The organism is Turicibacter sp. KK003 (assembly GCF_037014675.1).
Classification (GTDB): domain Bacteria; phylum Bacillota_I; class Bacilli_A; order MOL361; family Turicibacteraceae; genus Turicibacter; species Turicibacter faecis.
The window spans coordinates 1,300,954-1,321,543 of sequence record NZ_CP142738.1; the positions used below are offsets into that span (position 1 = coordinate 1,300,954).

At 40.7% G+C, this 20,590-nt stretch carries 20 protein-coding genes and 1 riboswitch; of the genes, 2 read left to right on the forward strand and 18 right to left on the reverse strand.

Annotated features, from left to right (window positions below; translation table 11 throughout):
• Positions 1-52: 52 nt before the first annotated feature.
• From VXM77_RS06425 to VXM77_RS06435, 3 genes are all read right to left on the reverse strand, one after another.
• Positions 53-487: a hypothetical protein gene (locus VXM77_RS06425; RefSeq protein ID WP_161831291.1), complete on the reverse strand. Its 435-nt coding sequence runs from the start codon at positions 485-487 to the stop codon at positions 53-55.
• On the reverse strand, positions 488-1,936 hold the full coding sequence (locus tag VXM77_RS06430; protein WP_338505731.1) for a DNA methylase: 1,449 nt from the start codon (positions 1,934-1,936) through the stop codon (positions 488-490). It abuts the gene before it with no gap.
• 386 nt (positions 1,937-2,322) lie between these two features.
• Positions 2,323-2,907: a thermonuclease family protein gene (locus tag VXM77_RS06435; protein WP_338505732.1), complete on the reverse strand. Its 585-nt coding sequence runs from the start codon at positions 2,905-2,907 to the stop codon at positions 2,323-2,325.
• Positions 2,908-3,910: 1,003 nt separating this feature from the next.
• Between VXM77_RS06435 and VXM77_RS06440 the strand changes: the two genes are divergently transcribed.
• On the forward strand, positions 3,911-4,279 hold the full coding sequence (locus VXM77_RS06440; protein ID WP_338505733.1) for a hypothetical protein: 369 nt from the start codon (positions 3,911-3,913) through the stop codon (positions 4,277-4,279).
• Between the two features lie 247 nt (positions 4,280-4,526).
• Here the strand turns inward: VXM77_RS06440 and VXM77_RS06445 are convergent, their stop codons facing one another.
• The 14 genes from VXM77_RS06445 to VXM77_RS06510 form a co-directional block, all read right to left on the reverse strand.
• On the reverse strand, positions 4,527-5,657 hold the full coding sequence (locus tag VXM77_RS06445) for a lysozyme inhibitor LprI family protein (protein WP_338505734.1): 1,131 nt from the start codon (positions 5,655-5,657) through the stop codon (positions 4,527-4,529).
• A gap of 793 nt (positions 5,658-6,450) precedes the next feature.
• The gene (locus VXM77_RS06450) at positions 6,451-6,777 is read right to left on the reverse strand and encodes a hypothetical protein (RefSeq protein ID WP_338505735.1); all 327 of its coding nucleotides are present in this window, start codon (positions 6,775-6,777) and stop codon (positions 6,451-6,453) included.
• A gap of 17 nt (positions 6,778-6,794) precedes the next feature.
• The gene (locus VXM77_RS06455; RefSeq protein WP_338505736.1) at positions 6,795-7,511 is read right to left on the reverse strand and encodes a recombinase family protein; all 717 of its coding nucleotides are present in this window, start codon (positions 7,509-7,511) and stop codon (positions 6,795-6,797) included.
• 534 nt (positions 7,512-8,045) lie between these two features.
• Positions 8,046-9,376 (reverse strand): IS3 family transposase gene (locus VXM77_RS06460; protein ID WP_338505737.1). Its coding sequence is split into 2 segments (ribosomal slippage): positions 8,046-8,995 and positions 8,995-9,376, totalling 1,332 coding nucleotides; the frame shifts between segments, so codons are not numbered across the junction.
• 499 nt (positions 9,377-9,875) lie between these two features.
• On the reverse strand, positions 9,876-10,442 hold the full coding sequence (locus VXM77_RS06465) for a hypothetical protein (protein ID WP_161831300.1): 567 nt from the start codon (positions 10,440-10,442) through the stop codon (positions 9,876-9,878).
• A gap of 1,531 nt (positions 10,443-11,973) precedes the next feature.
• A complete protein-coding gene (locus VXM77_RS06470) occupies positions 11,974-12,168 on the reverse strand; it encodes a hypothetical protein (protein WP_161831304.1) in 195 nt (64 codons plus the stop codon).
• 132 nt (positions 12,169-12,300) lie between these two features.
• Complete coding sequence (locus VXM77_RS06475; RefSeq protein ID WP_304940771.1) at positions 12,301-13,473, reverse strand: MBL fold metallo-hydrolase; 1,173 nt, start codon at positions 13,471-13,473, stop codon at positions 12,301-12,303.
• 142 nt (positions 13,474-13,615) lie between these two features.
• Positions 13,616-14,221 carry a class I SAM-dependent methyltransferase gene (locus tag VXM77_RS06480; protein WP_338505739.1) on the reverse strand — a complete coding sequence of 202 codons (606 nt, stop codon included), beginning with the start codon at positions 14,219-14,221 and terminating at the stop codon, positions 13,616-13,618.
• Positions 14,222-14,352: 131 nt separating this feature from the next.
• Positions 14,353-14,453: riboswitch (purine riboswitch) on the reverse strand.
• A gap of 79 nt (positions 14,454-14,532) precedes the next feature.
• The gene (locus VXM77_RS06485; protein WP_262953565.1) at positions 14,533-15,582 is read right to left on the reverse strand and encodes a M42 family peptidase; all 1,050 of its coding nucleotides are present in this window, start codon (positions 15,580-15,582) and stop codon (positions 14,533-14,535) included.
• Between the two features lie 14 nt (positions 15,583-15,596).
• Positions 15,597-16,241, reverse strand: a complete 645-nt coding sequence (locus VXM77_RS06490; protein WP_161831312.1) for an SIMPL domain-containing protein — start codon at positions 16,239-16,241, stop codon at positions 15,597-15,599.
• A 1-nt stretch (position 16,242) separates the two neighbouring features.
• Positions 16,243-16,941 carry an alpha/beta hydrolase gene (locus VXM77_RS06495; protein ID WP_161831314.1) on the reverse strand — a complete coding sequence of 233 codons (699 nt, stop codon included), beginning with the start codon at positions 16,939-16,941 and terminating at the stop codon, positions 16,243-16,245.
• Positions 16,942-17,074: 133 nt separating this feature from the next.
• Entirely contained in the window at positions 17,075-17,770 is a 696-nt protein-coding gene (locus tag VXM77_RS06500) for an NAD(P)H-dependent oxidoreductase (RefSeq protein ID WP_262950524.1), read from the reverse strand.
• Positions 17,771-17,772: 2 nt separating this feature from the next.
• Entirely contained in the window at positions 17,773-17,979 is a 207-nt protein-coding gene (locus tag VXM77_RS06505; protein WP_161831317.1) for a PspC domain-containing protein, read from the reverse strand.
• Positions 17,963-18,748, reverse strand: coding sequence for an alpha/beta hydrolase (locus VXM77_RS06510; protein WP_338505741.1), 786 nt, complete (start codon positions 18,746-18,748; stop codon positions 17,963-17,965). The genes VXM77_RS06505 and VXM77_RS06510 overlap by 17 nt, the downstream gene beginning before the upstream one ends.
• An 880-nt stretch (positions 18,749-19,628) precedes the next feature.
• Between VXM77_RS06510 and VXM77_RS06515 the strand changes: the two genes are divergently transcribed.
• Entirely contained in the window at positions 19,629-20,300 is a 672-nt protein-coding gene (locus tag VXM77_RS06515; protein WP_262950529.1) for a flavodoxin family protein, read from the forward strand.
• A 157-nt stretch (positions 20,301-20,457) separates the two neighbouring features.
• Here the strand turns inward: VXM77_RS06515 and VXM77_RS06520 are convergent, their stop codons facing one another.
• Positions 20,458-20,583, reverse strand: coding sequence for a hypothetical protein (locus VXM77_RS06520; RefSeq protein WP_262950531.1), 126 nt, complete (start codon positions 20,581-20,583; stop codon positions 20,458-20,460).
• Positions 20,584-20,590: the final 7 nt, after the last annotated feature.

The following is a 20,590-nucleotide window of genomic DNA, read 5'->3' on the forward strand; positions in this document are numbered from 1 at the left end:
ACCCAACGTGATGACCTTCATCCCCCAGTCAAATCAAATGAACGGTCGGGTCTTAGTCAAGCGAGCCTTCATGCACCGGATCGAGACATTCGATGGTGAAGATGTCCGTAATGGGAATAAAAGCACCCGATTTAAACACGAGCTGTTGGTGATACGCATCAATTTTTCGCACGCGTTCTTGAACGGTCACATAGGCGCCTCCTCCTTTTTTATCATCGGGCTTAAAATACGTCACCTTGACTAAAGGCGCGTTCTTTATTGTTAAAGCAACCGTATGAAGGGCGGCATGAAGCGCCCCTATCCGTGTTTCATCTAATTCAACTTTTGCATCGGTTAGTCGCGCAACTTCTTTTATGGCGGCCTCATGTCCTGTCAAGGCAGCAAAAGGCGCGAATTGAGCCGCCCGCTGCCTATTCGTCATCTGAGGGCGGCGGGTTGATTTGCGATAAGAAAGATGAATGATATCTTGATAATGATTCGTTGTCATTTAAGCGCGATGTCCTCCTATTTGATTATTGCGATCTCTTCCAGTAGCTCCTTCTTCGAGATTCATTCCTTTTAAAATGGCGTTCTTTCCAAACTTCTGACGGATCTGTAACATTGCCTCTTGTTGCCGACGTTCCTTTTGGCGGTCTGCCTCCTGTTCTTGCTCCTTTTGTTGCAACACCTGAACGTTTGTAAATAAATCGAGTTGTTGAACCACAGGAGCGTCGTTAATTTCTTGCGCGTTCCTCACTTCAGAAAAAACAAGAGATACTCGACGAACACGTTGTCTTTGATCCACGATATCATCAAATAAAGTGGTCACGGCCTGCTTCAGTAATCGGGGCGAAGACGTGTACGACGCCAATTTTTTAGTGCCTCGACTTGCGTTAGGAACACCGCGCGTGGAATCGTAACAAAGGGTTAATCCAACGGAAGGAGTCACGAGTCCCTTTTCGAGCAACTCAAACACGAGAGATTCGACCATTTCGCGGACGACTAATCGTGCTTTATTAATCGGATACCCTGTCGGTAGAATTTGACCCGAGCTGATGCTGTGATGTTTAGGTTCATAGGCTTTAATATCCGCCATGGTACACGACTCAACACCCCATGCGTGATCAATCAGGAGTTCGGCATTCACACCAAATAGGTGATACAGCAATTGTTCCCCGCGCTCAGTTAACGACATCCGAGCCACATCCCCCATCGTATACATCCCATGGGCCTCCAGTTTAGCGGCATAACCTTTTCCAACCCGCCAAAATGACGTGAGCGGACGATGATGCCACAATAAGGTTCGATAAGATGTTTCATCAAGCTCAGCAATCCGCACGCCAAAGGCATCGGGAGGCATCTTCTTCGCGACAATGTCCATCGCAACTTTACATAAGTACAAATTAGGGCCTATCCCGGCAGTTGCCGTAATGCCAGTTGTCTTTAAAACGTCGTGAATGATGGTCCTTGCTAACTCGTGCGCCGTCATTTGGTAAAGTGTTAAGTAGTCGGTGGCATCGATAAACACCTCGTCAATACTATACACATGAATGTCTTCCGGTGCGATATACTTCAAATACACCTCGTAAATTCGGGTACTATACTCCAAATAGTAAGCCATTCTTGGCGTGGCAACGATATAGGAAATCGCCAGTTCAGGCGATGCCCTCAATGCTCGGGCATCAGATGAGGCCTGCGTCAAACATGAACAACGGGCTCTTTGTTTACGGATGGCATTTGCCTCTTGAACTTTTTGCTCGACCTCAAACAAACGCGGACGCCCCGAAAGGCCTAATGATTTGAGCGAGGGAGTGACCGCTAGACAAATCGTTTTCTCACTCCGACCTTCATCGGCAACAACTAAATGGGTCGTCATCGGATTGAGACCGCGTTCACGACATTCCACCGAAGCATAAAAACTTTTCAGATCAATCGCCATATACACCCGCTGTTTCATCCAATTCCCTCCTTTTCTTCCTTTATTATAAACAAAATCGAACAAATGTTCAATCTCTTTTTATACTTATTCGCCACATTTCCCTATCAGGTAGCGGTTATAAAAAGTTCCCATCGCCTTGAATAAAGGCCTCTCGCTATAGTTTTATGGTTGTTTGAAACGTTTCCGACGTTCCCAGGTTAAAAAATAACGCCCGATTACATTGTCTCGTTTCATAGGAAGCATCCCGTGGGTCACAAGTTAGATTACCCTCAGTAAAAAATTCGTTCCTTCATAGTTTTTCTAAATAATAGTCGTGTTGACCGATGAGATAAATAAAAAAAGCTCACCGCCCTCCATCGGACGATGAACCTTTTGACGATGATTTTTAGTCTTTAACCACCGATTTAGCGCTCGTTGTTCGCGGCTGATTCTAACTGTTTTAAAAGACTCGAATATTTGACATTCGGCTTAAACTCTTTCGCCACCGCATAGCCGTCAGCCACCAATTTCGCATTTAACATGTTCGTGGCGATATCATCTGGATTGACATCATCGGTTAACCACACATAGGCTAGCACGCGATGATAACGATCCGTTTTTTGAACATCATACTCCAAATATAGCGTCTGTCCAACGGTTAACACTGACTTCGTATACTGGCTCGCCAACTCGCCCGCTTCCGTATTTTTTTCTTGATCCGGATGCACACTTTCAGGCGTATCCATTCCGATGAGGCGAACTCGAACCTCCTCCCGATTTGCATTCGTCACGACTAACGTATCCCCATCGACGACACGTTTTAAAATCACCGGCTCAAGTTCAATCCCATTCGTTTCAAACACTTGAAGCGACGCCACAGACCGTGAAGAAAGATAATCTTCAACATAACTAACGGCCAGGGTTGCCACGATAACAAAAATGACCCCGATTAAGCCATATCGCTTCTTAATTTTAGCTAGCTTTTTCACATTCAATTTCTGACGACTCATTCTTTACCTACTCTCCTAAACCGCCATTTTATGGCGTAACATCTTGTTGCACTCCTTCAATAAAGCACCAATATGTCTATTTTAATATGTTTTTCGCCAAATTCAATCATTTTTTTCTGCTGAAGATGAGAAGGCTTGTTCACCAGATGACTTTTCTTGTGAAATTCGATTCCCCCACTTATCCGCTCTCTTGTTTGAATCACGAATCATATCTTCCCCAAAAAATCCTCTCGAATCTAGCGATGAACCTTCTTCTTTGATTCAGGGAGGCTTCTCTCAACCTAGCGGTTAAAAAAGCGCATCAACAAGCCGGGTTGCCACTCAAAAAAAGAACCCGACAGTCCCCCCTACACCATCGTCAAACAACCTGCCGACACTCCCTATTCATCCCCCCGCACCAGCGTCATCCAAATAAACAGATTAATTGAACTCGCCTACCTACAATGGTACCCTAAATCGCCAAATTATGATAAAATGAAATGAACAAGCATTTAGAAAAGAGAGGTATCAGTCATTGTCTAACAAACGAATGGGGATGATGATCATCCTATTAAGTATTTTTTGTCTTATCCTACGGATTCCCAAATTGTTTACTACCCCATCCGCATGGGATATATTTTGGGGCGCCATAAGTTGTCTCAACCTCTTCATGGGTGTTCGGATCATGAGATACCCTTGTGTGATTGAATATGAAGACGACGATGAAGACGAATATGAACAGTAAAAAAAGGAGCCCGATGACACTCACGAAACGGTAGCAGAAGCATAAAATATATTGAATCGATCGCCAAGCGATTGATTCATCACCCTCTGTTAATCTTATTTTTATCAATCCCTTAACCGTTTTCAATCCCCATTCTTGTTACCGCCCAACAACAAGAATGGGGATTTTTCTATGTTTACCTCTAATAAAAATTAAGAAAACTAACCCACCTCATAACATCGCTTGAAGTGCGTATGTTTGTTATAATAGAGGGACATTTCAATAAAGGAGGATACCGTGATGGATTCATTAACAGAACAACAAATGAAGGACACCTTAAAAGTTATTGAATCATCGATTGTGAATTGTGAAAAAATACAGCCTAAATTAAAGGAGTGTTCTCCTTCATTTTCGCTCTCTAAAAACAGGATTAAGGCTTTATACATCGCCCAGGATCTTCTACTCAATAAAACATGTTCCTATTCAAAGGAGGATCTAGAGCAAGCGATTGCCCAAATTACCTCTATCAAAAATAAGAGTACGTCTGGTCTTAGTCGCGCGAAAGAAGGGAGTTCCACCTATACCCGCTTTTCTAATCTGATTCGCGCGATGAACATCATATTAGTCCATTTAAACGAGGCGATGAAAACAGCAAAAGAAAGTTGCTAGCTAACTTTTTAACTCTTCCTAAATTTCTTAGATTAAAAAAGACGTTTATTCCCCCATAAACGCCTTTTATTAAACAACGGATTCCCCTACAACCCGTTGTTTTTTTATACATCTGAAAAACGAGAACGGATGAATGCTTGATGCAAGTTCAAGTTTACCCCTTAAACTATCGGCGTCATTTCCTCTCATTTGATCTTCTCATTAGCGATAGTTAGTCCATCGTCCCTTATTCGTATTGACATTAAATCTATTCGAGGTAGGTGTTTACTAATTCATAACATCGTTCTTTTGTAAGGGTAGCTAATGTGCTATTGTAGACGACGGTCGTTAAGGATCCGCCCCCTGCTGCATTTGCTTCATTCTCGGCAGTCTTATCTCGATATTCGATCCAAGCTAGTTGTTTACTCTTTAATTCTTTCATCTCACTTTCTGTAAGTTGAGTTTTTAATAAGCTATATATTTCATTTAGCATGTCATCCCATCTTTTAAGGCGTGTTCCTTCTGCCTCAACGAAGTCGACTGTTGTTCCACTATCATAGAGGTAATCTAAATCACTCATGCCTTCTTCTATAAAGTCTAGTTTATCTAGGTAGTCCTTTTTATAGCTATAGGAGAATTCTTCGTTATTGCTCGATTCACTCTCTATCCCTTCGTCGCTCGGATAATACTTAGCTTGATAATCTTCAATAACATAATGGTTTAATTTATCTGAATAAACAAGCGTGGTCGTGATATTCCCGATTAATTCACTTTCCATTGAAGGACTCCATGTGGATTTGGGTTGCAAATACTGTTCATAAATATGAGTGTCCATAGATGATTCAAATCGATAAACCAGCCCTTCAACTAAAAAGCTATTATCCCCATTATCATATATACGATCAACTTGAGTGACCGTATTGAGCGGATATTCGCTTTCTAATAACGGATGATAATAATTATTATCTTGAAACAGCCATTCATCGTTGCCTTTTTTCTCTAATTCACAATCAAAATATTGACTTATTTTATGGCTAAACTCATCATAATTAAAAACGCTATAATAAACGCCATCTATTTCTTTAGATTCTACTTTCACCATATTCCCCAGATATAACCAAAGGCCGAACTCTAATAGTTGATCATGATTGAGATTTTCTTTATTATACGTTTCAAACCCACTATTACTTAAATGACTCAAATAAACATTTAACTGCTGTAAATCAGAATTCGTTAAAGTTTGTGTGATCTCTTTTCTTTCCTTAACCTCCTTAGTTGACTCTTTCAATTCACTTTGCTCCTGTTTGGGATGCCAAAACCTTTCTACGACCTCGTCCTTAAGCCTTTGACATCCCATCAAGGTTAGAAGTAAGCATGCAACTAAAACTTTTTTAATCATCTCTTCGCCTCCCTTTTACATTTCACCTATCGGCATATTCATCCGATAGGAAGAACTTCATCTTAAAGTAAATAGCGCTTGATTCCAGATTTAATGCAGTTCATTGCTTCAATGGGTACTTCTATTTCCTCCCACCCTATTTATCCATCCTGAGATCCCTCATTTAACTCACGGCTACTTTATTAAACTCATTTATAGTACGATCGTTTTCACGCCACATCCCCGTTGAAGCCAGATAAAGCTCCTCCTTGCTCGTCAAATTTTTAAATTTCTCGTTCGAATATGATCATCCTATCCCTACAGTGAGTCGAAACACATGATAATTTTATGTTTTTTGCACCCTCAATATGACTTATGATCATTTTTTCAAAAGAACCCCTTCAAACACGTAAAAAACAATGAATAGCAGTTGTTGAAAAATAAAGGCATGATGAGAAGTCTTCTGCTCGTTTTTAAAATCCTTATAATGGAAATAAAAAGGAGACGTTGAGCGTTCTGTGGACTATTCATCGTAGAATTTTTAGTTCTTCCCATCCCTATAATGGAAATAAAAAGGAGACGTTGAGCGTTCTGTGGACTATTCATCGTAGAATTTTTAGTTCTTCCCATCCCTTTTGGATTTTCATCCTCTCCGTTATTTAGAAAATTATCTAATTTTTATATTTTTAAAAAAACTTCTCACGCTTTAAAGAAGAAATTTCATGATAACGGAAGTCCTCCTACGCCTGCGACCACGTGATTGATAGCCGTTTGATGCTCTAAACAGCATAAAAAAAAGCGGAATCATTCCGCCTTAATTCTTGTATTGATTTTCATCTCGTGCTCCCATGCACAATGACTTCCCTAAGTTGTCAAATCTCGTCAATATTGAATCATCCTCTATCTCTTTTTCCGAAAAAAACGAATCCAATTCACTTAACAATAACTCGGCTTGTTCTAAATCAAAATCATCTTCATGGATGCCGACGATAGAGTCAACTGTTCTGTTAAATGCTTGTAAACTATCTAAAAGTGAAAGGAGTTCACCCTCACTCATCTTATCAAGGTCATCCCCTTCTAAAGTTTTAGATAAATCATCGGAAAGATTCGCTATCATGTTTAAATAATGATCGGTACTCACGCGTTCACCCCTCCTTATTATTTATTCAATAAGTCCCTATCTCTTAATCGGCGCCAGAGTGTGGTACGCGACACATTACAAATTCGAGCTATTTCACCAATAGGGAGTCCATCAACATTATTTACATACAGATCAATTGCCTTTTCTATATCTGCGCCTTCTTTTAATGCTCGACCAAATTTAGTGCCACTTTGTTTAGCTTTAGCAAGTCCCGCTCTCGTTTTATCCGACTTCAGTTCATTTTCAAAAACATTTATCCCTCGCATCACCGACAACAAAAAGTCTCTATTAACAGATGTCGTGTTAAACCACGCATCTTTCACTGACATTAAATCAATTCCTTTATTCGTAAATTCATCTACTAACACCGTTAGATTAACCGTTGACCAAGCCAACCGTGTTAAATCACTCACCACGACTACATCTTTTGGTTGTAATAAAGCATTCATATGATCGTATTGCCCTCTAGCCGTATCAGCACTCAATGTGGTTTCTTTGAATATAACACCACACCCGGTATTTTCTAACACCTCAACTTGTTCATCAATCCCGCGGTATTCAGATCGTCTAGCATATCCAATTAAAACACGTTTCGGCTTAAATCCAACCCTATTCTTATATTTAGCATTATATTCTTCAATCGATTGACGATAATCATTTAATTGTCCTTCAATCTCTGCTTTCTTTTCAGCTGCTTGCACGGTTTTATAATGAACTTTCATCCCTGTTTCCATCTAAATCCCTCTTTTCGCGTCGTATTTTGTTACAAATTAATGATATACTACAAAACATCATGAGTCCATCCACATCTATTTCCAATTTTCAAACCCACCTATGCGTAAATGAAAAGAAGCTGATTCTCCTTATCACTAAAAAAATTTTTTTATTTAATCGCCGTTTTTTCAAATCCCTATCACCCATCAATCCCCTCAACTTTTATAATTTCCAGCAAAGGATGAATAGATGGTCTAAAATAATCACTAAGTGACCCACCAATAGAAAGGGAATTTTTCTATCATTAAGTCTCGTTTATCTTAATAAAAATATAAGATCCTAAATTTTTTTGAGATATTCAATCATCGCGTTATAAAGGAAGGCATTCTTGGGAGAAAAACTAACTATAAACGACTTTAATAGATGGTTGATTGCAATCAATAACGAGGATGCCCCCCTTTCATTATGATGATAGTCTCTATGAGAGATAAAAATCTGCTTAAAAATCATCTTCATTTTAATCTGTACCCTTTGTCAAGGACAAAGAAAAAAACCTAAGCAACTTGAAGCTGATTTCTGTATCCTACAGGAGTCAGCTTTTTTAAATTCCATTGATATCTAAAGTTGTTATGATAATCTATATATTCTTCAATTTCAATGAGTAAATCATCAAATGTCAGTTGATTGGTTATATCTGCTTCATCTTTTAGATGCCCAAAAAATGATTCTTGTGGAGCGTTATCCCAACAATTCCCCTTCCTAGACATTGATTGTTGAATTCCTAATTCCTTTAATTGATTCGAAAATTGCGGACTCGTATAATGCACGCCCTGATCGGAGTGAATAATCGTTTCCTTCGTTAATTGGACAGTCGGATTTTCTTGAAGTTGGTTCAGTGTTTGGAGAACAAAATCTATCTTTAAATGCTCACTTAATTGAAAAGCTAAAACTTCATTTGTTGCACTATCTAAGATGGTCGAGAGATAGGCAGTCTGACCCTTTCCATATTTTAAATAAGTGATATCGGTTAATAGAACTTTATAAGGTTCTAATGGCCTAAATTGACGATTAACAAGATTTGGACAGACACGATGTGCTTGTGTCGCTTTAGCGAGTTTACGATAGGGATTGCTTCGACGAACTTGACTCAATAGTCCATACTTTTTCATGATTCGATGAATAGATTTTAGGTTAAAGATAATGTTGAATTCCCCTTTAAGAACCATCGCTACTTGGCGAATTCCCTTGTTTTTTCGTCCCTTAAAACAAATGGCCTTTTGAATAACTTCTAAACGATGTTGTTCCTCCTTTAATCGCTTTAAACGAGCTTCTTCAGCACATAACGAAAAATAACGATAATAACCTGATCTTGAAACACCAAGACTATCGCATAAATGAGAAATTAAAGATTTAAATTTAGTTGATGTCTGATTCACTACTTGATGAATCATTTGAAACTTTACTTCTTTAGAGACTATTCGAGCATTTTTCTCATGAGTCTCAACTTTTTTAATAATTCGTTCTCAATCTTTAAAACTTCTAATTTAGCCTGCGTGCGTAATAATTGTTCTTCTAGCGTTAACTCTCGTTTTAGGGACCTTCCAGAATTCTTAGTACGACTATCATCCAATCCTAATGGGCCCTGGGTTTTAAAGGCTTGTTTCCAACGTTTAGCTGCAGAATTCACACGCTGCATGCCAAGCACCGTAACATTAAATCCATAGTATTCGAATATCTCTCGCGGAAACTTTCCTTTCTCGCTCATCATAATAAAGTTCTCCTTAAATTCTTTCGTATAAGTAATCCCTTTTTCAGATACTGACTTAACATATTCGTTTTGTTTGAGTTGTTCAATCTCTTGTGGTGTAAATAACTTCTTGCTCATTTAAAATCCTCCTAAAATCTAATAGTTAATATTATAACAAAAAGGCCCTAGAAGGTAGACTTTTTTTATTTGTCTACTCTCTAGGGTACATTTTATTTCTTATCCTTTACTTTTTCACTGAACTCTAAACGGATAAATAACACTTTAATTCAGAGGGCTACAACTATAGGGATTGTCCCCTATTTTAGAAATTAAAAAAACGGCCCTCAGACTAGATTGACCTATGAACGACCGCTTTTAACTCATCTATTTTATTTTAGACTTCAACTGATTTAGGACCTCCCCCTCTCATGGCTTTTGCCACTTTAACCCTAGAAAGGTCAACCTTCCTAAACTTATACCTACACACATGCGTCAATTAAACTCATGACTCTTAGTCTCCTCACAGGTGGTGAGTGGTGCCACTTCCTACAACGGTGTTTCTATTTGAACACAAAACCTCCTAGTATGAACGCAACCTTTACTCTTCCTCCCCAAAAAAAGCTTCTTTACTCAGCCGTTAATAATAGTTACGCCAGTACAATGTCGTGTGGTGATCCTCGATATATTGTATTGAAAATTGCTCCATAGATTGAGAGGCCTCAGACATCTCACGATTTACGTCTGTAATGGTTTGACGGAGGACATCGTAGTCGTAGTGCAAATTATAAATATGATCGCTATTATTAATCGCTAACACCTCGACTGTATGCGTATAGCCGGGAAAATCTTTTCTTATCGCCCACTTATTTTTTTCATACTGTAACGTTGCAAGTTCTAAGGATAAGCGTGCGAGGCTATCCTTTTGTTCATCGGTCAGATTTTCCATCGAGTAACGTAAGGTCACATGATCAGTGATGGTTCTATTTTCATGATCAATCCAATAGCTAAAGGAATCACCTGTATCCTCAACAAAGTCATAAATAACATCAATTTCAGATCCTACTTCTTTTTCGTACCTTTGAATTAACTTTTCGTCCTCAGGCGCATCAGGATTATAGGCGTCAAGCGAAACAATGAAATATACCGACAGCAAAGACACGAGGCAAACAAACAAAGCGACAAAAACATACCAGTACTTTTTCATTCCCAATCCCCCTTCTTTTCGATACATTTTATGTTTTTATAAATAAAAATATTGCAATTTCTCTTTAGTTTTTTTCTGTTTTGACATATTATCGCAAACGAGTCGCAACCAGGGGGAGGAAGTATGTCTTTGTCTGGGTGACGTCGGGATTTTTTCATCCTCTCACCCGGGAACAATTATCTAATTTCTTAATAAATCTATAAAAAAGGGCTATGAGGGGCACTCTAGCTCTTTCATCCATTTAACAGGTATTATCACAACTCTGGATTTCTAACAGACTTGTGAGATTCCATGACGATAACACGATTCTCAAGAAGTTGATCTAGACATTCGTTAATAACAATGCCCCCTACATAACTAGTAGGCGTATCATTATGAAAGGCAAAATCCGAATTACCTCTCGTGGTTCCCCTAAGAAACAAGCACAATTAATACTAGGGCAACGCGATACCATTAACTGAGTTTGAATAGGTAAATCATTAGTGTTTTCAATATAGAGTGTTTGAGTATACGAGTGCGCTGTATCAAATAATACTGTCTACCATCCGCCGTTTGGCTCATGCATCGAGATATTTTTATATGCTGCCTAGAACATATTTGAATCATTAACTGTTATCACTACACGGCCATCGACGGTGATACCCAGTGCCTCTGCTCCACTTGCCGATTATAGTTCATGCGGAATTATCATAACCATCATCACTTTTGAAATTTCAATGTCTAGTACCATCATAACTACGCTGCCATTAATCGCTACACTAGCCATTCCATCACCATCATCAACGACTAATGCCTCTTCTTCTATTCGAGCAACAACTAGAGGAAACGTTGCCTCACTAACGACAATTGCGATTTAACAACCATTCCCCAACAGCTAACGCACGCATTCGACAAGATCTATCGGCATCTATCAATGAAAATAACCTTGATAAAAAACCTTCTTTTCAACTGTCACGCAAATAACAGTCGCTCATAAAATATATGGAATAGTTCATTAAACGAACTATTCATCCCCCTCTGTTAATCTTATTTTTATCAATCCCTTAACTGTTTCTAATCCCCTTGATCCTGCCGTTGTTGGCAGCGGTGAAGGGGATTTTGGGATGAAGTGCTTTGTTCCACTTCATGATAAAAAAACTAACCTCCTCTGTCTCTTTTTCAAAGAAAAATACAAAAATAGGTTAGTTTGAGTTTTACTGATTATAAAACAAACGTTGTTAGATAAAAATACGGAAATTTAATTTTTAGAGACCTTAATCGTTAAAAATTGGAAAAGTATTGATCCGACGTCCTTTATTATCAGGTCCCGTTTTAAAATAATCTTAATCTTACCTGGTAAATGTAAAAGAGTGGTGAAAATTTCACCACTCTTTCGTTCGTCAACGATTTAAATGATCCGTCCTTATCTTCATTTCATATTCCAAGCAAGTATCCCAAATAACCCACCTATCGTTAAACATAATACGAACTAAACCGAGTTATTAAAATCCATCCTTACTGTTTTATTTACCTCGAGAAACCTCTCAATAAATTAACGTTTTTCATCACTATCTTCATCGTCAAAAAACTTATCAGGCATAAAAGCTAATAAAAGAACGAGTAAAAATATAATGACACTCTTTAAAACAGTCGCTTTCCCAAAGCCTATAGAGAAGATGAGTAAGATCATAGTTACAGTCACGATTGATTGACCATATTTTTGGATAAAGTTATGAATACCTTTCAATAAAATTTCTCCCCTCATCGTGCTATAACTAGTTTTATTAGACATAATTAAATCAAAATGAAACTATTTTCAGTCGCATAAAATCCCGCGTCTTCTATCCTCTTAAATATGATTAATAAAAGCTAGCTGGTTTTATCGCTCACACGCCCAGCCATCTTTATCGCGATCATGCTTCGACTCATACGCCGGATGCCCTTTTGGAACGCCGTCGGGATGAACCTCTCTTAACTTCGTACAATTTTGATACGATTCCCGTTGCCCTGTTGGCTCTTGGTCATAAATTCCATTGGGATTATCATCTTTATATTGAGGGGGCTGCGAATTCGAGGGGTTCGTCTCTGGTGTTAAACGCCCTTGACCTGGCGTGTAAGATCCCGGGCTGAGCGCTGTTTCAAACCCATGTCCGGTCGATTGAAAAACGAGATGCCCTTGTTCATCTGTCCGATAAACCAAAATTCCTTTTGAGGCAAATAATTGTAATGTTTCTTCATGTGGATGACCATATTGATTGGGTTGCCCCGTCAAAATAACCGCATATTTCGGCCGAAGCTGATTAATAAAAGAAGAACTTGAACTCGTTTTAGATCCGTGATGGCCCACTTTTAACAATTCGACTGTGCCAACCTCTAACGTCTGCTCAATTTCAGCTTCTGCATCCCCGGTAAACAACGCCCGATCGTCGCCATGTTCGTATAAAACAACTAACGAATTATTATTTTCATTGCTGTGCCCCCCTGACGTATTATACAACGTCAGCGTGGCCTCCCCTAAATGAAAGGTTGCCCCTTCTAGCGGGACACTTGGCTTCAATCCCTTCATCGAAAGTGCCTCAATATACTCCCGATAAACGTTCGTATTCGCATCACCATTTGGAACAAGCGTCGTCTCAACCTCAAAATCCCTTAACACCGTATCAGCTCCCCCAATATGGTCCGCATGGTAATGCGTTAAAATTAAATAAGACAATCGCGTCACACCCTGCTGTCTCAAATAAGCACCCACCGTTGCATCATCATCTGTATCCCCCGTATCAATCATCGCAAATTCGCCGCCATTCTCAATTAAAATAGCATCTGAATTGCCCGTATTGATAAAATGGATTTTCCCCACCTCCGTTGATTGCGTTGGCACCTCCTCAACATCGTCCGGTTCTACTGAATCAGCAACGACCGTATTTTCCTCAAGTACAGGTTCCAAAGCCTCAACCTTCTCGTCAGGCACTGGATCAACCGCATTCTGACATCCGCTCAAAAAGACAAGGAGGCTCACCATAAGCCCACTTACTTTCCATAACTTCCATCGCATTCAAACTCCTCCTATCTCTTCCAATCTTAGCCCTTTACTACGACTCGCCTTCCCCCAATCCCATTGGGTTGAAAAAGACGACAAACATCCCCTAGCATTGGGTAACTTCGGGGACGTTCCCGATTGGAACGTTTCCCCTCTGTTATCTCCCTCCTAATTTACTCGCCTTTTTCATAATGACATTTAGCCACCGAATCTCTTCACGTCCAGGAATGACATCGATTGTAACCTCGAGTTCTTGAAGGGTTAAAGATGGGAAGTCATGTAAAACATCCCTCCATTTTTCTTCAGTAAAATCATTAAAGTAGCGTCCATCCCGCTCCCCTTCATAAGTTCCATATTTAAATGAAGCATAAAAATATCCACCCGGTTTTAAGGCACGTTCTACCCGATAAATCGCATCCTTTAAAACAGGGGTCGGTAAATGAAGTAATGAGGCACACGCCCATACTCCATCATAAATAGCTTCATCGTCTAGCTCTTCAAATCGTTGACAACGAACAGGGTGTCCTAATTGTTCACTCGCTATTTTACACAGTTCAATAGAACCGTCTATGGCAGTCACGCGATACCCTTGGGCTAAAAAGGCTCGACTATCCCGACCAGATCCACATCCCAAATCTAAAATATGAGCGCCCGGTTGAAGATACTTTAAGAAAAAGGCGCGTTTTTGGTCAAATTCTATCGAAAACGTCGTTTCATTATAAAGCGACGCTTGTTGGTTATAATAATCTAACGTTTTGTTCATGTGTTAACGTCTCCTCAATAAAAAAATACGCCCTTAACGTTTAGCTAAGTGACGTTTCGTTCTAAAAAATAAAAAAAGAAACACCGACGGCCATTTCGGTGTTTCACAAGTAAAAAGGATGTATGATGAGGACATACAAAAGTTTTACCTGTAGTCCACGAGATAACGGTCGTGGGTAGAAACTAGTTAACCATATCTTAACAATTATACAGATAAGTATTTTTAACTATTTGGAGTAGGAAATTTTTTATCATTTCCATGGCTTAATCATATCATCCTCATCCCCTAAATGCAAGCCTTTTTATAAAAAATTAAAGAAGATTTTTGTAAGGCGACAAATCTAGACCTTCTTCTACCCTTAATAAGAAGCGAGCGATCAATTCAATCGCTAATTCGACATCTTTTAAGGATCCAACTTCACTTCCAGAATGCATATAACGAATCGGAATTGAAACAAGCGCCAATGGAATTCCATCATTTCGAAGATGAATCGCATCCCCATCGGTCCCCGTTCGACCCGGGGCAGCCTCATACTGCAATGGGATGGACCACTGATCGGCTAATTGTTCTAACGTTTTATTTAATAAAGGATGAATAATCGAGCCATTGGCTAACACAGGGCCGCCCCCTACTCGAATATCTCCGACTTCCTCAGAAAAGGCATCCTCATAATCTGTTGCATACGTCACATCAACGACAATGGCCAGTGTGGGTTTGACATGTTTAGCCGCCCAAATCGCCCCTCGCAACGTCGTCTCCTCCCCGACCGTTGTTGCCGAATAAGTTCCAACCGTCGTGCCCAGTTCCTTCGCACGACGCAGTGCTTCAATCACAATAAAGGCCCCTAACCGATTATCAAGGGCTCGCCCACAAATACAGTCATTCAAGAGTTCACGATAATCCGTATCTACAACGAGGTAGCTTCCCGGTTTCACAAACTGACAAGCCTCCTCCTTCGTGGTCGCTCCGATATCGACAAAAAGGTCATCGGCTTGCAAATAACGATCATCGAGCAACGAAGGTGTCACACCAACCACTCCGTGAACAACCCCTGATTCCGTCAGGACACGCACCTTTTGTCCTAAATAAAGGGGAACGCGAATCCCTCCAACGTTAACTACCCGAAGTTTTCCACTTTCCGTTATTTTAGTTACCATTAACCCAATTTCATCCACATGGCCCGCAAGGAGTACCTTACACGGTGAGCTTGGATTTAATACACTAATCACATTTCCCGTGGCATCACTTAAAAACGTATCTACATGAGGTTTCATGTAGCGAATCACCTTTTTTTGTAATTCATATTCTGCTCCTGATGGAGAGGGTGTTTGAATCATTTCGTATAAAAATTCTCTGTTCATCACTAAGTTCCCCCCTAATCTCCGATTTCAAAGACAACCGTCACCTCATCACTCGCTTCGATCTCCTCAGGATAAAGCTCCATCTTTTCAGTGACATCTTGGACGGCTAAAAGCCGGCCGTGCTCCCCACCTAACCAGGCATTTCCCTGATAATCAATCGAATGAATAGATTGCAGTGAAACGTTTCCTGCTGTCGCGAGGACGCGAGCGGATTCGATCGCTTGCTCCATCGCCGCCTCTAGAAGTAATGAATGAAGACGCTTCCGATCCTTGAGGCGGTACGTTACGTCAAACTCTGGATGCGCCGAACAGTGTTTAAGTGCTAACACCACTTGACTCAGTCGCTCAAGGTCTAAATCAAAGGAAAGATGTTGAACGCACTGTGCGACGTAACCGATGATGACAAACTCATAATCTCCCGCTTCATTTTTCACCTGTTCGCGATCAAGCGAGACATCTAATCGTTGCGTTTTAATTTCCGTCTTTAGAAATCCAATGCTTTCTAAACAGGTCGCCACCCCCTGAATTTGATGCTCCATCTCCGCTAACGTTTGTTCATAAGTTGCGGCCCGTGTGGTTAGGCGAAGTTGAAGGTCAATCCAATCCGGTGGAAGTGAAACCGTCGCCACGCCCCTGACCGTCAATGTTTTTGGCTTCATTTCATCCCTCCTTTTCCTGAAGATGTCTTAAAAAGTCATCCACTGCCCGATTAAATGCCTCAGGCTTCTTCCTCGCAATAAAATGATTCCCACGAATGAACACGAGGGTTGAGCGTGGAATGGCCCGAGCTAATGCCTCTGTATGTGACCGTTTAATCATATCCCGCGTACCAGCAATCACTAAAACTGGAACCTCAATCGTTGCCAGTTGCCTAGGTGTTAAACGAGGCTCGTTCACCATCAGACCAAGCATTTCCATGTTTCGTTGGGCCTCCGATGAATAGCGTGAAAAAAAGCAACAGAGACGATAGCCAACTTCAATCGGAAATTGCACACTACGTTTGACCCCGGTCGCATCGTAATTCCCTCCATTTAAAATTAACGCTCGGACATGAGTGGGGTACCGAAATGCAAATTTCATCGCCACATTGGCACCATCAGAAAAGCCTAAAATAATCGCCGACTTGATTTTCCGATGCGCCATCCAATGCTTTAGATCTTCAACAAATTGATCCATCGTAAACGGACAACTTCCCCGTGAGGACTGACCGTGCCCCCGGGTATCAATCGCAAAGACGTGATACGAAGAAGAAAAATAGGCAAGTTGATGCTTAAAATAAGTCCCATCCTCCCCGTTTCCATGAAGTAACAACAAAGGTTCACCTGAACCGGCCTCTTGATCATGTAATAAAAGGTTCATCCCGCTCGCCACCTCCTTAAACAACCCGTTGCTACTATCGTATTCCACTCCTAATTGAGATATGCCCCTTATCCTTCAGTGTGACCCCTGCTTGCTTAAAAAAAGCTGATGCCTTGCATCAGCTAGACCTTAGTTATTGCTTTTTCCAAGGTCGTTTTTTCATATCCCACCCTTTTTCATGCCAATAAGCACAATCGGCCTCCGGCCAGCCCTGACGATGAATCTTGCAGACTAAATAAAAAAAGGCTTTTGTTTTTAATCCCGGTTGAACTTTTTTATCACGCCGTCTAATGGTTTGAGCAAGTTTTTTCATATCTCGTTCAAGGCGTGCTTTCATTTTTTCATCGACGTCTTTCCACGAAGTCGCCCGTACGGCCGCCCCATAACGATAAGTCTTCGCGATTCCCCAAAAATAAGCACTGTCTGCCAAATCTTGATTCGTGCGCTTCATTCCAGCTCCTGCCGCTGTTGAAAGGCAGACGAGTTGTTTTGAAAACATTTTTTCTTCTGGCCGATGAATCATCCAGCGATACGCATAATGATCTAGAAATGATTTCATCGCCCCCGTCACATGGTAGACGTAAACAGGACTTGCTAAGATGATGACATCGGCGGCATCGAGCGCCTCGGTGATTGGTTTAAGTTTTGGTGCATGTGGACATTTTTCCTCGGACGTTAAAAAGCACTGCCCACATCCGATGCACGTCGCATTGAAATCTTTCGGTAAAAAGAATTCCGTCACCTCGGCCTCTAAGTGATCGGCTAATAGGTGTGCGAGATGATACGTCGATCCTTTATGATTTTGTCCATGAATCATCGTCACTTTCATCTTCATTCCCCCTTATTCTCCTCATCGAGCGGTTCCCTTGGAATAATAATCATGCAAATAAGGTAGGCCAAAAATCCTCCGCCATAAAAGAAACAAAACGCCACCCAAAGCAGACGTATAATCGTCGGGTCTACCTCTAAATAGTTTGCGATTCCTCCGCACACCCCATCAACCATATTTCCTTTACGCGTTTTATAAAGTCGCTTCATGCGACCACCCCCCTTTTGATGCCTCCTGTCCCTGCATAGTGGCAGAGATAAAGGTTCGTAACACTGGATGGAGCTCTGTTGCCTTTTTCATGACAAAATCATGTCCCGCTCGTTTTAAAATGATCGTCTGACAATACGGATTTTTCGCCAGTAGGCGAAGGGATTCCTTCATCGCACGGATCTCTTGATCACCGCAGATGGCAAGCATCGGTAATGATAACGTGTCATACTCCAAAAGGTCGGCCAACACGACCGTATGCTGAAAAAACGAGCGATAGACCGCCGGCGTGATGTGTTGAGAATACTTACACATATAGGCGATTTGTTGCTGTGTTAAATGCCAATACGTTCCTTGAAGTCGGATGGCCCATTTTAAATGTAACAATTTTGCCCCTAACGGAGCGACACTCTCATACATCTTTACACGCCAGACGCTTGGATTCACCCAGGCGCTTAAAAAAATAGCGAACGCGAACCGTTCGGGACACGTCGTCACTAGTAACAACGCCAGTTGGGCACCGAGTGAATGCCCCATCACGCCGATTTTTTCTTTTGATAAATGATCCATTAACGCAATCAGTTCTGCTACCATTTGCTTCGGTTCATATGGAAGATGGGCCGATTCGCCAGCTCCAGATAAATGAGGCACGACTAAATGATAATCATTAAACGCCTCATATTGGGCAGAAAAAGTATCCAAAACGCCAGCGCCATGTAACAACAATAGCGTCGGATTCTCCCGGTTTCCGTATTCATCAAAGACTAACATTTCATCCTCTCCATTCACCACTTTGATTCCATCCGGTTTTGACCCCTCAGGTTTTTAAAAAATCTCTCTTGAAGACTCATTGTTTCTTTATATTCTATGCTAAAACTCTTCATTTTAGTTGAAAAGACATCGATTTGCTCCTATAAAATTAAAATTCTTACAAAAAAAGTGACCCCTCATCAAGTAAGACCACTTCTTCACAACCGTCTCACATTCCTCAAACGGTTCGTGATCTTTCCAACCTATCGTCTCATTTGACGTAAAAAGAAGAAGATGGCAAGCAGAGCCGCCCCCATCGCATAGGTGGATACTTACCCGAAGAAATCCCCGCCTCTAACCGAGACTCATATCACTGATTAGCCGTTTTAAGCACCGCTTCGAGGACTTCCTCCATGTTCTCAAAAAGGCCAAAAATAGGTTCACTGAACACCCTAGTCGCTCTGCTAATCCTCTTGCTGTCACCGAGCGAATCCCACCTTCTCGTGCGAGATCCAGTGCTGCCCAAATAATCTCATCCTTTGTATATTTAACTTTAGGTGGCACACCAAACACCTTCTTTCTTCATTCATATCATCCTAACGTACTCACCTCTTCATTTTTTAAGAAACAAATGTTACGCAACCCTTGTTACCTAATACTATTAGAGTATTCTCCCATCATTTGTAAACCCAAATAAAATAAAAAACCCTAACTCAGCCTTAGCCCCCCCTATTTTCTTCAAAACACCTTTATTGGAAATAAAAAACGACATCGACTTCACTAGCGACTCGCAACGAATCATGACTCTACGACCCGTGGATAGTCTTTTAAATGCGTCGATGGTATACTTTTCGAGGTTCATCAAACCGCTCATTTAGCAGTAAAAAGGAGGAAACTATTCATGAAAGTTACTGTATTTAACGGTAGCCCTGCAGGTAAGGCGAGCGCTACTCACCTCATCGCCGCGTCTTTTTTAAAAGGAGCAGCCATTGCAGGAGCCGAAATTGAACACGTTTATTTAAAAGATTACAAAATCCTTCAATGTCAAGGATGCTTTGCCTGTTGGTTTAAAACACCAGGACGTTGCGTACTTGCCGACGAAATGGAACATCTATTAAACCTATACCGGGAATCAGATATTATCTGTTTTGCAACCCCGATTTATACGTGGAATATGACCGCCCTTCTCAAAAACTTTATTGATCGACTCATTCCATTAAAAGTCCCACAAATGATGGAAACCAACGGTCACCTCGATATGAAAAATCAAGACTCAACCCCTAAAAAAATCGTCATCCTCTCTAATTCTGGATTTCCAGGAGAAAATAACTTTGATGTCTTACGCGCCTCTGTTGCGTGTGCCGAACCGATTCTTGAAATTTACCGAAACTGTGGGAAATTACTAAAAAGCAAAAATCCAGACGTCCTTCAAAAAGTCAATGTCTGGTTAGAAAGTGTTGAAGCCGCAGGCCAAGAACTCGTGTTACAAAATAACGTCTCTGAAGAAATAAAAACTAAGCTACAACAGCCCCTCATGACCATTCCTGAATACATGGACTACCTTGGAATGTAAAAAGATGATCCCCCCGAATCATCTTTTTCTTATCTTTATTTATTCTTACTCGTTTGTAAGGAGAATCCAAACGTTCCACCGACTAATAGTCCTAGGAATATTCCAAGGCATACATTAAAATGAAGCACACTCGCTAAAACAACACTAAGACACATTCCTAAGTACATCCCTTCGACAACAACACCTTCGTCAAGATCCCGTCTTTTTTTAATTGATGAAGATCAATCATGACACAACTTCCAGTCAGTAAGGCAACATACATCATCCACATTAGCCCACGCATTGTACCC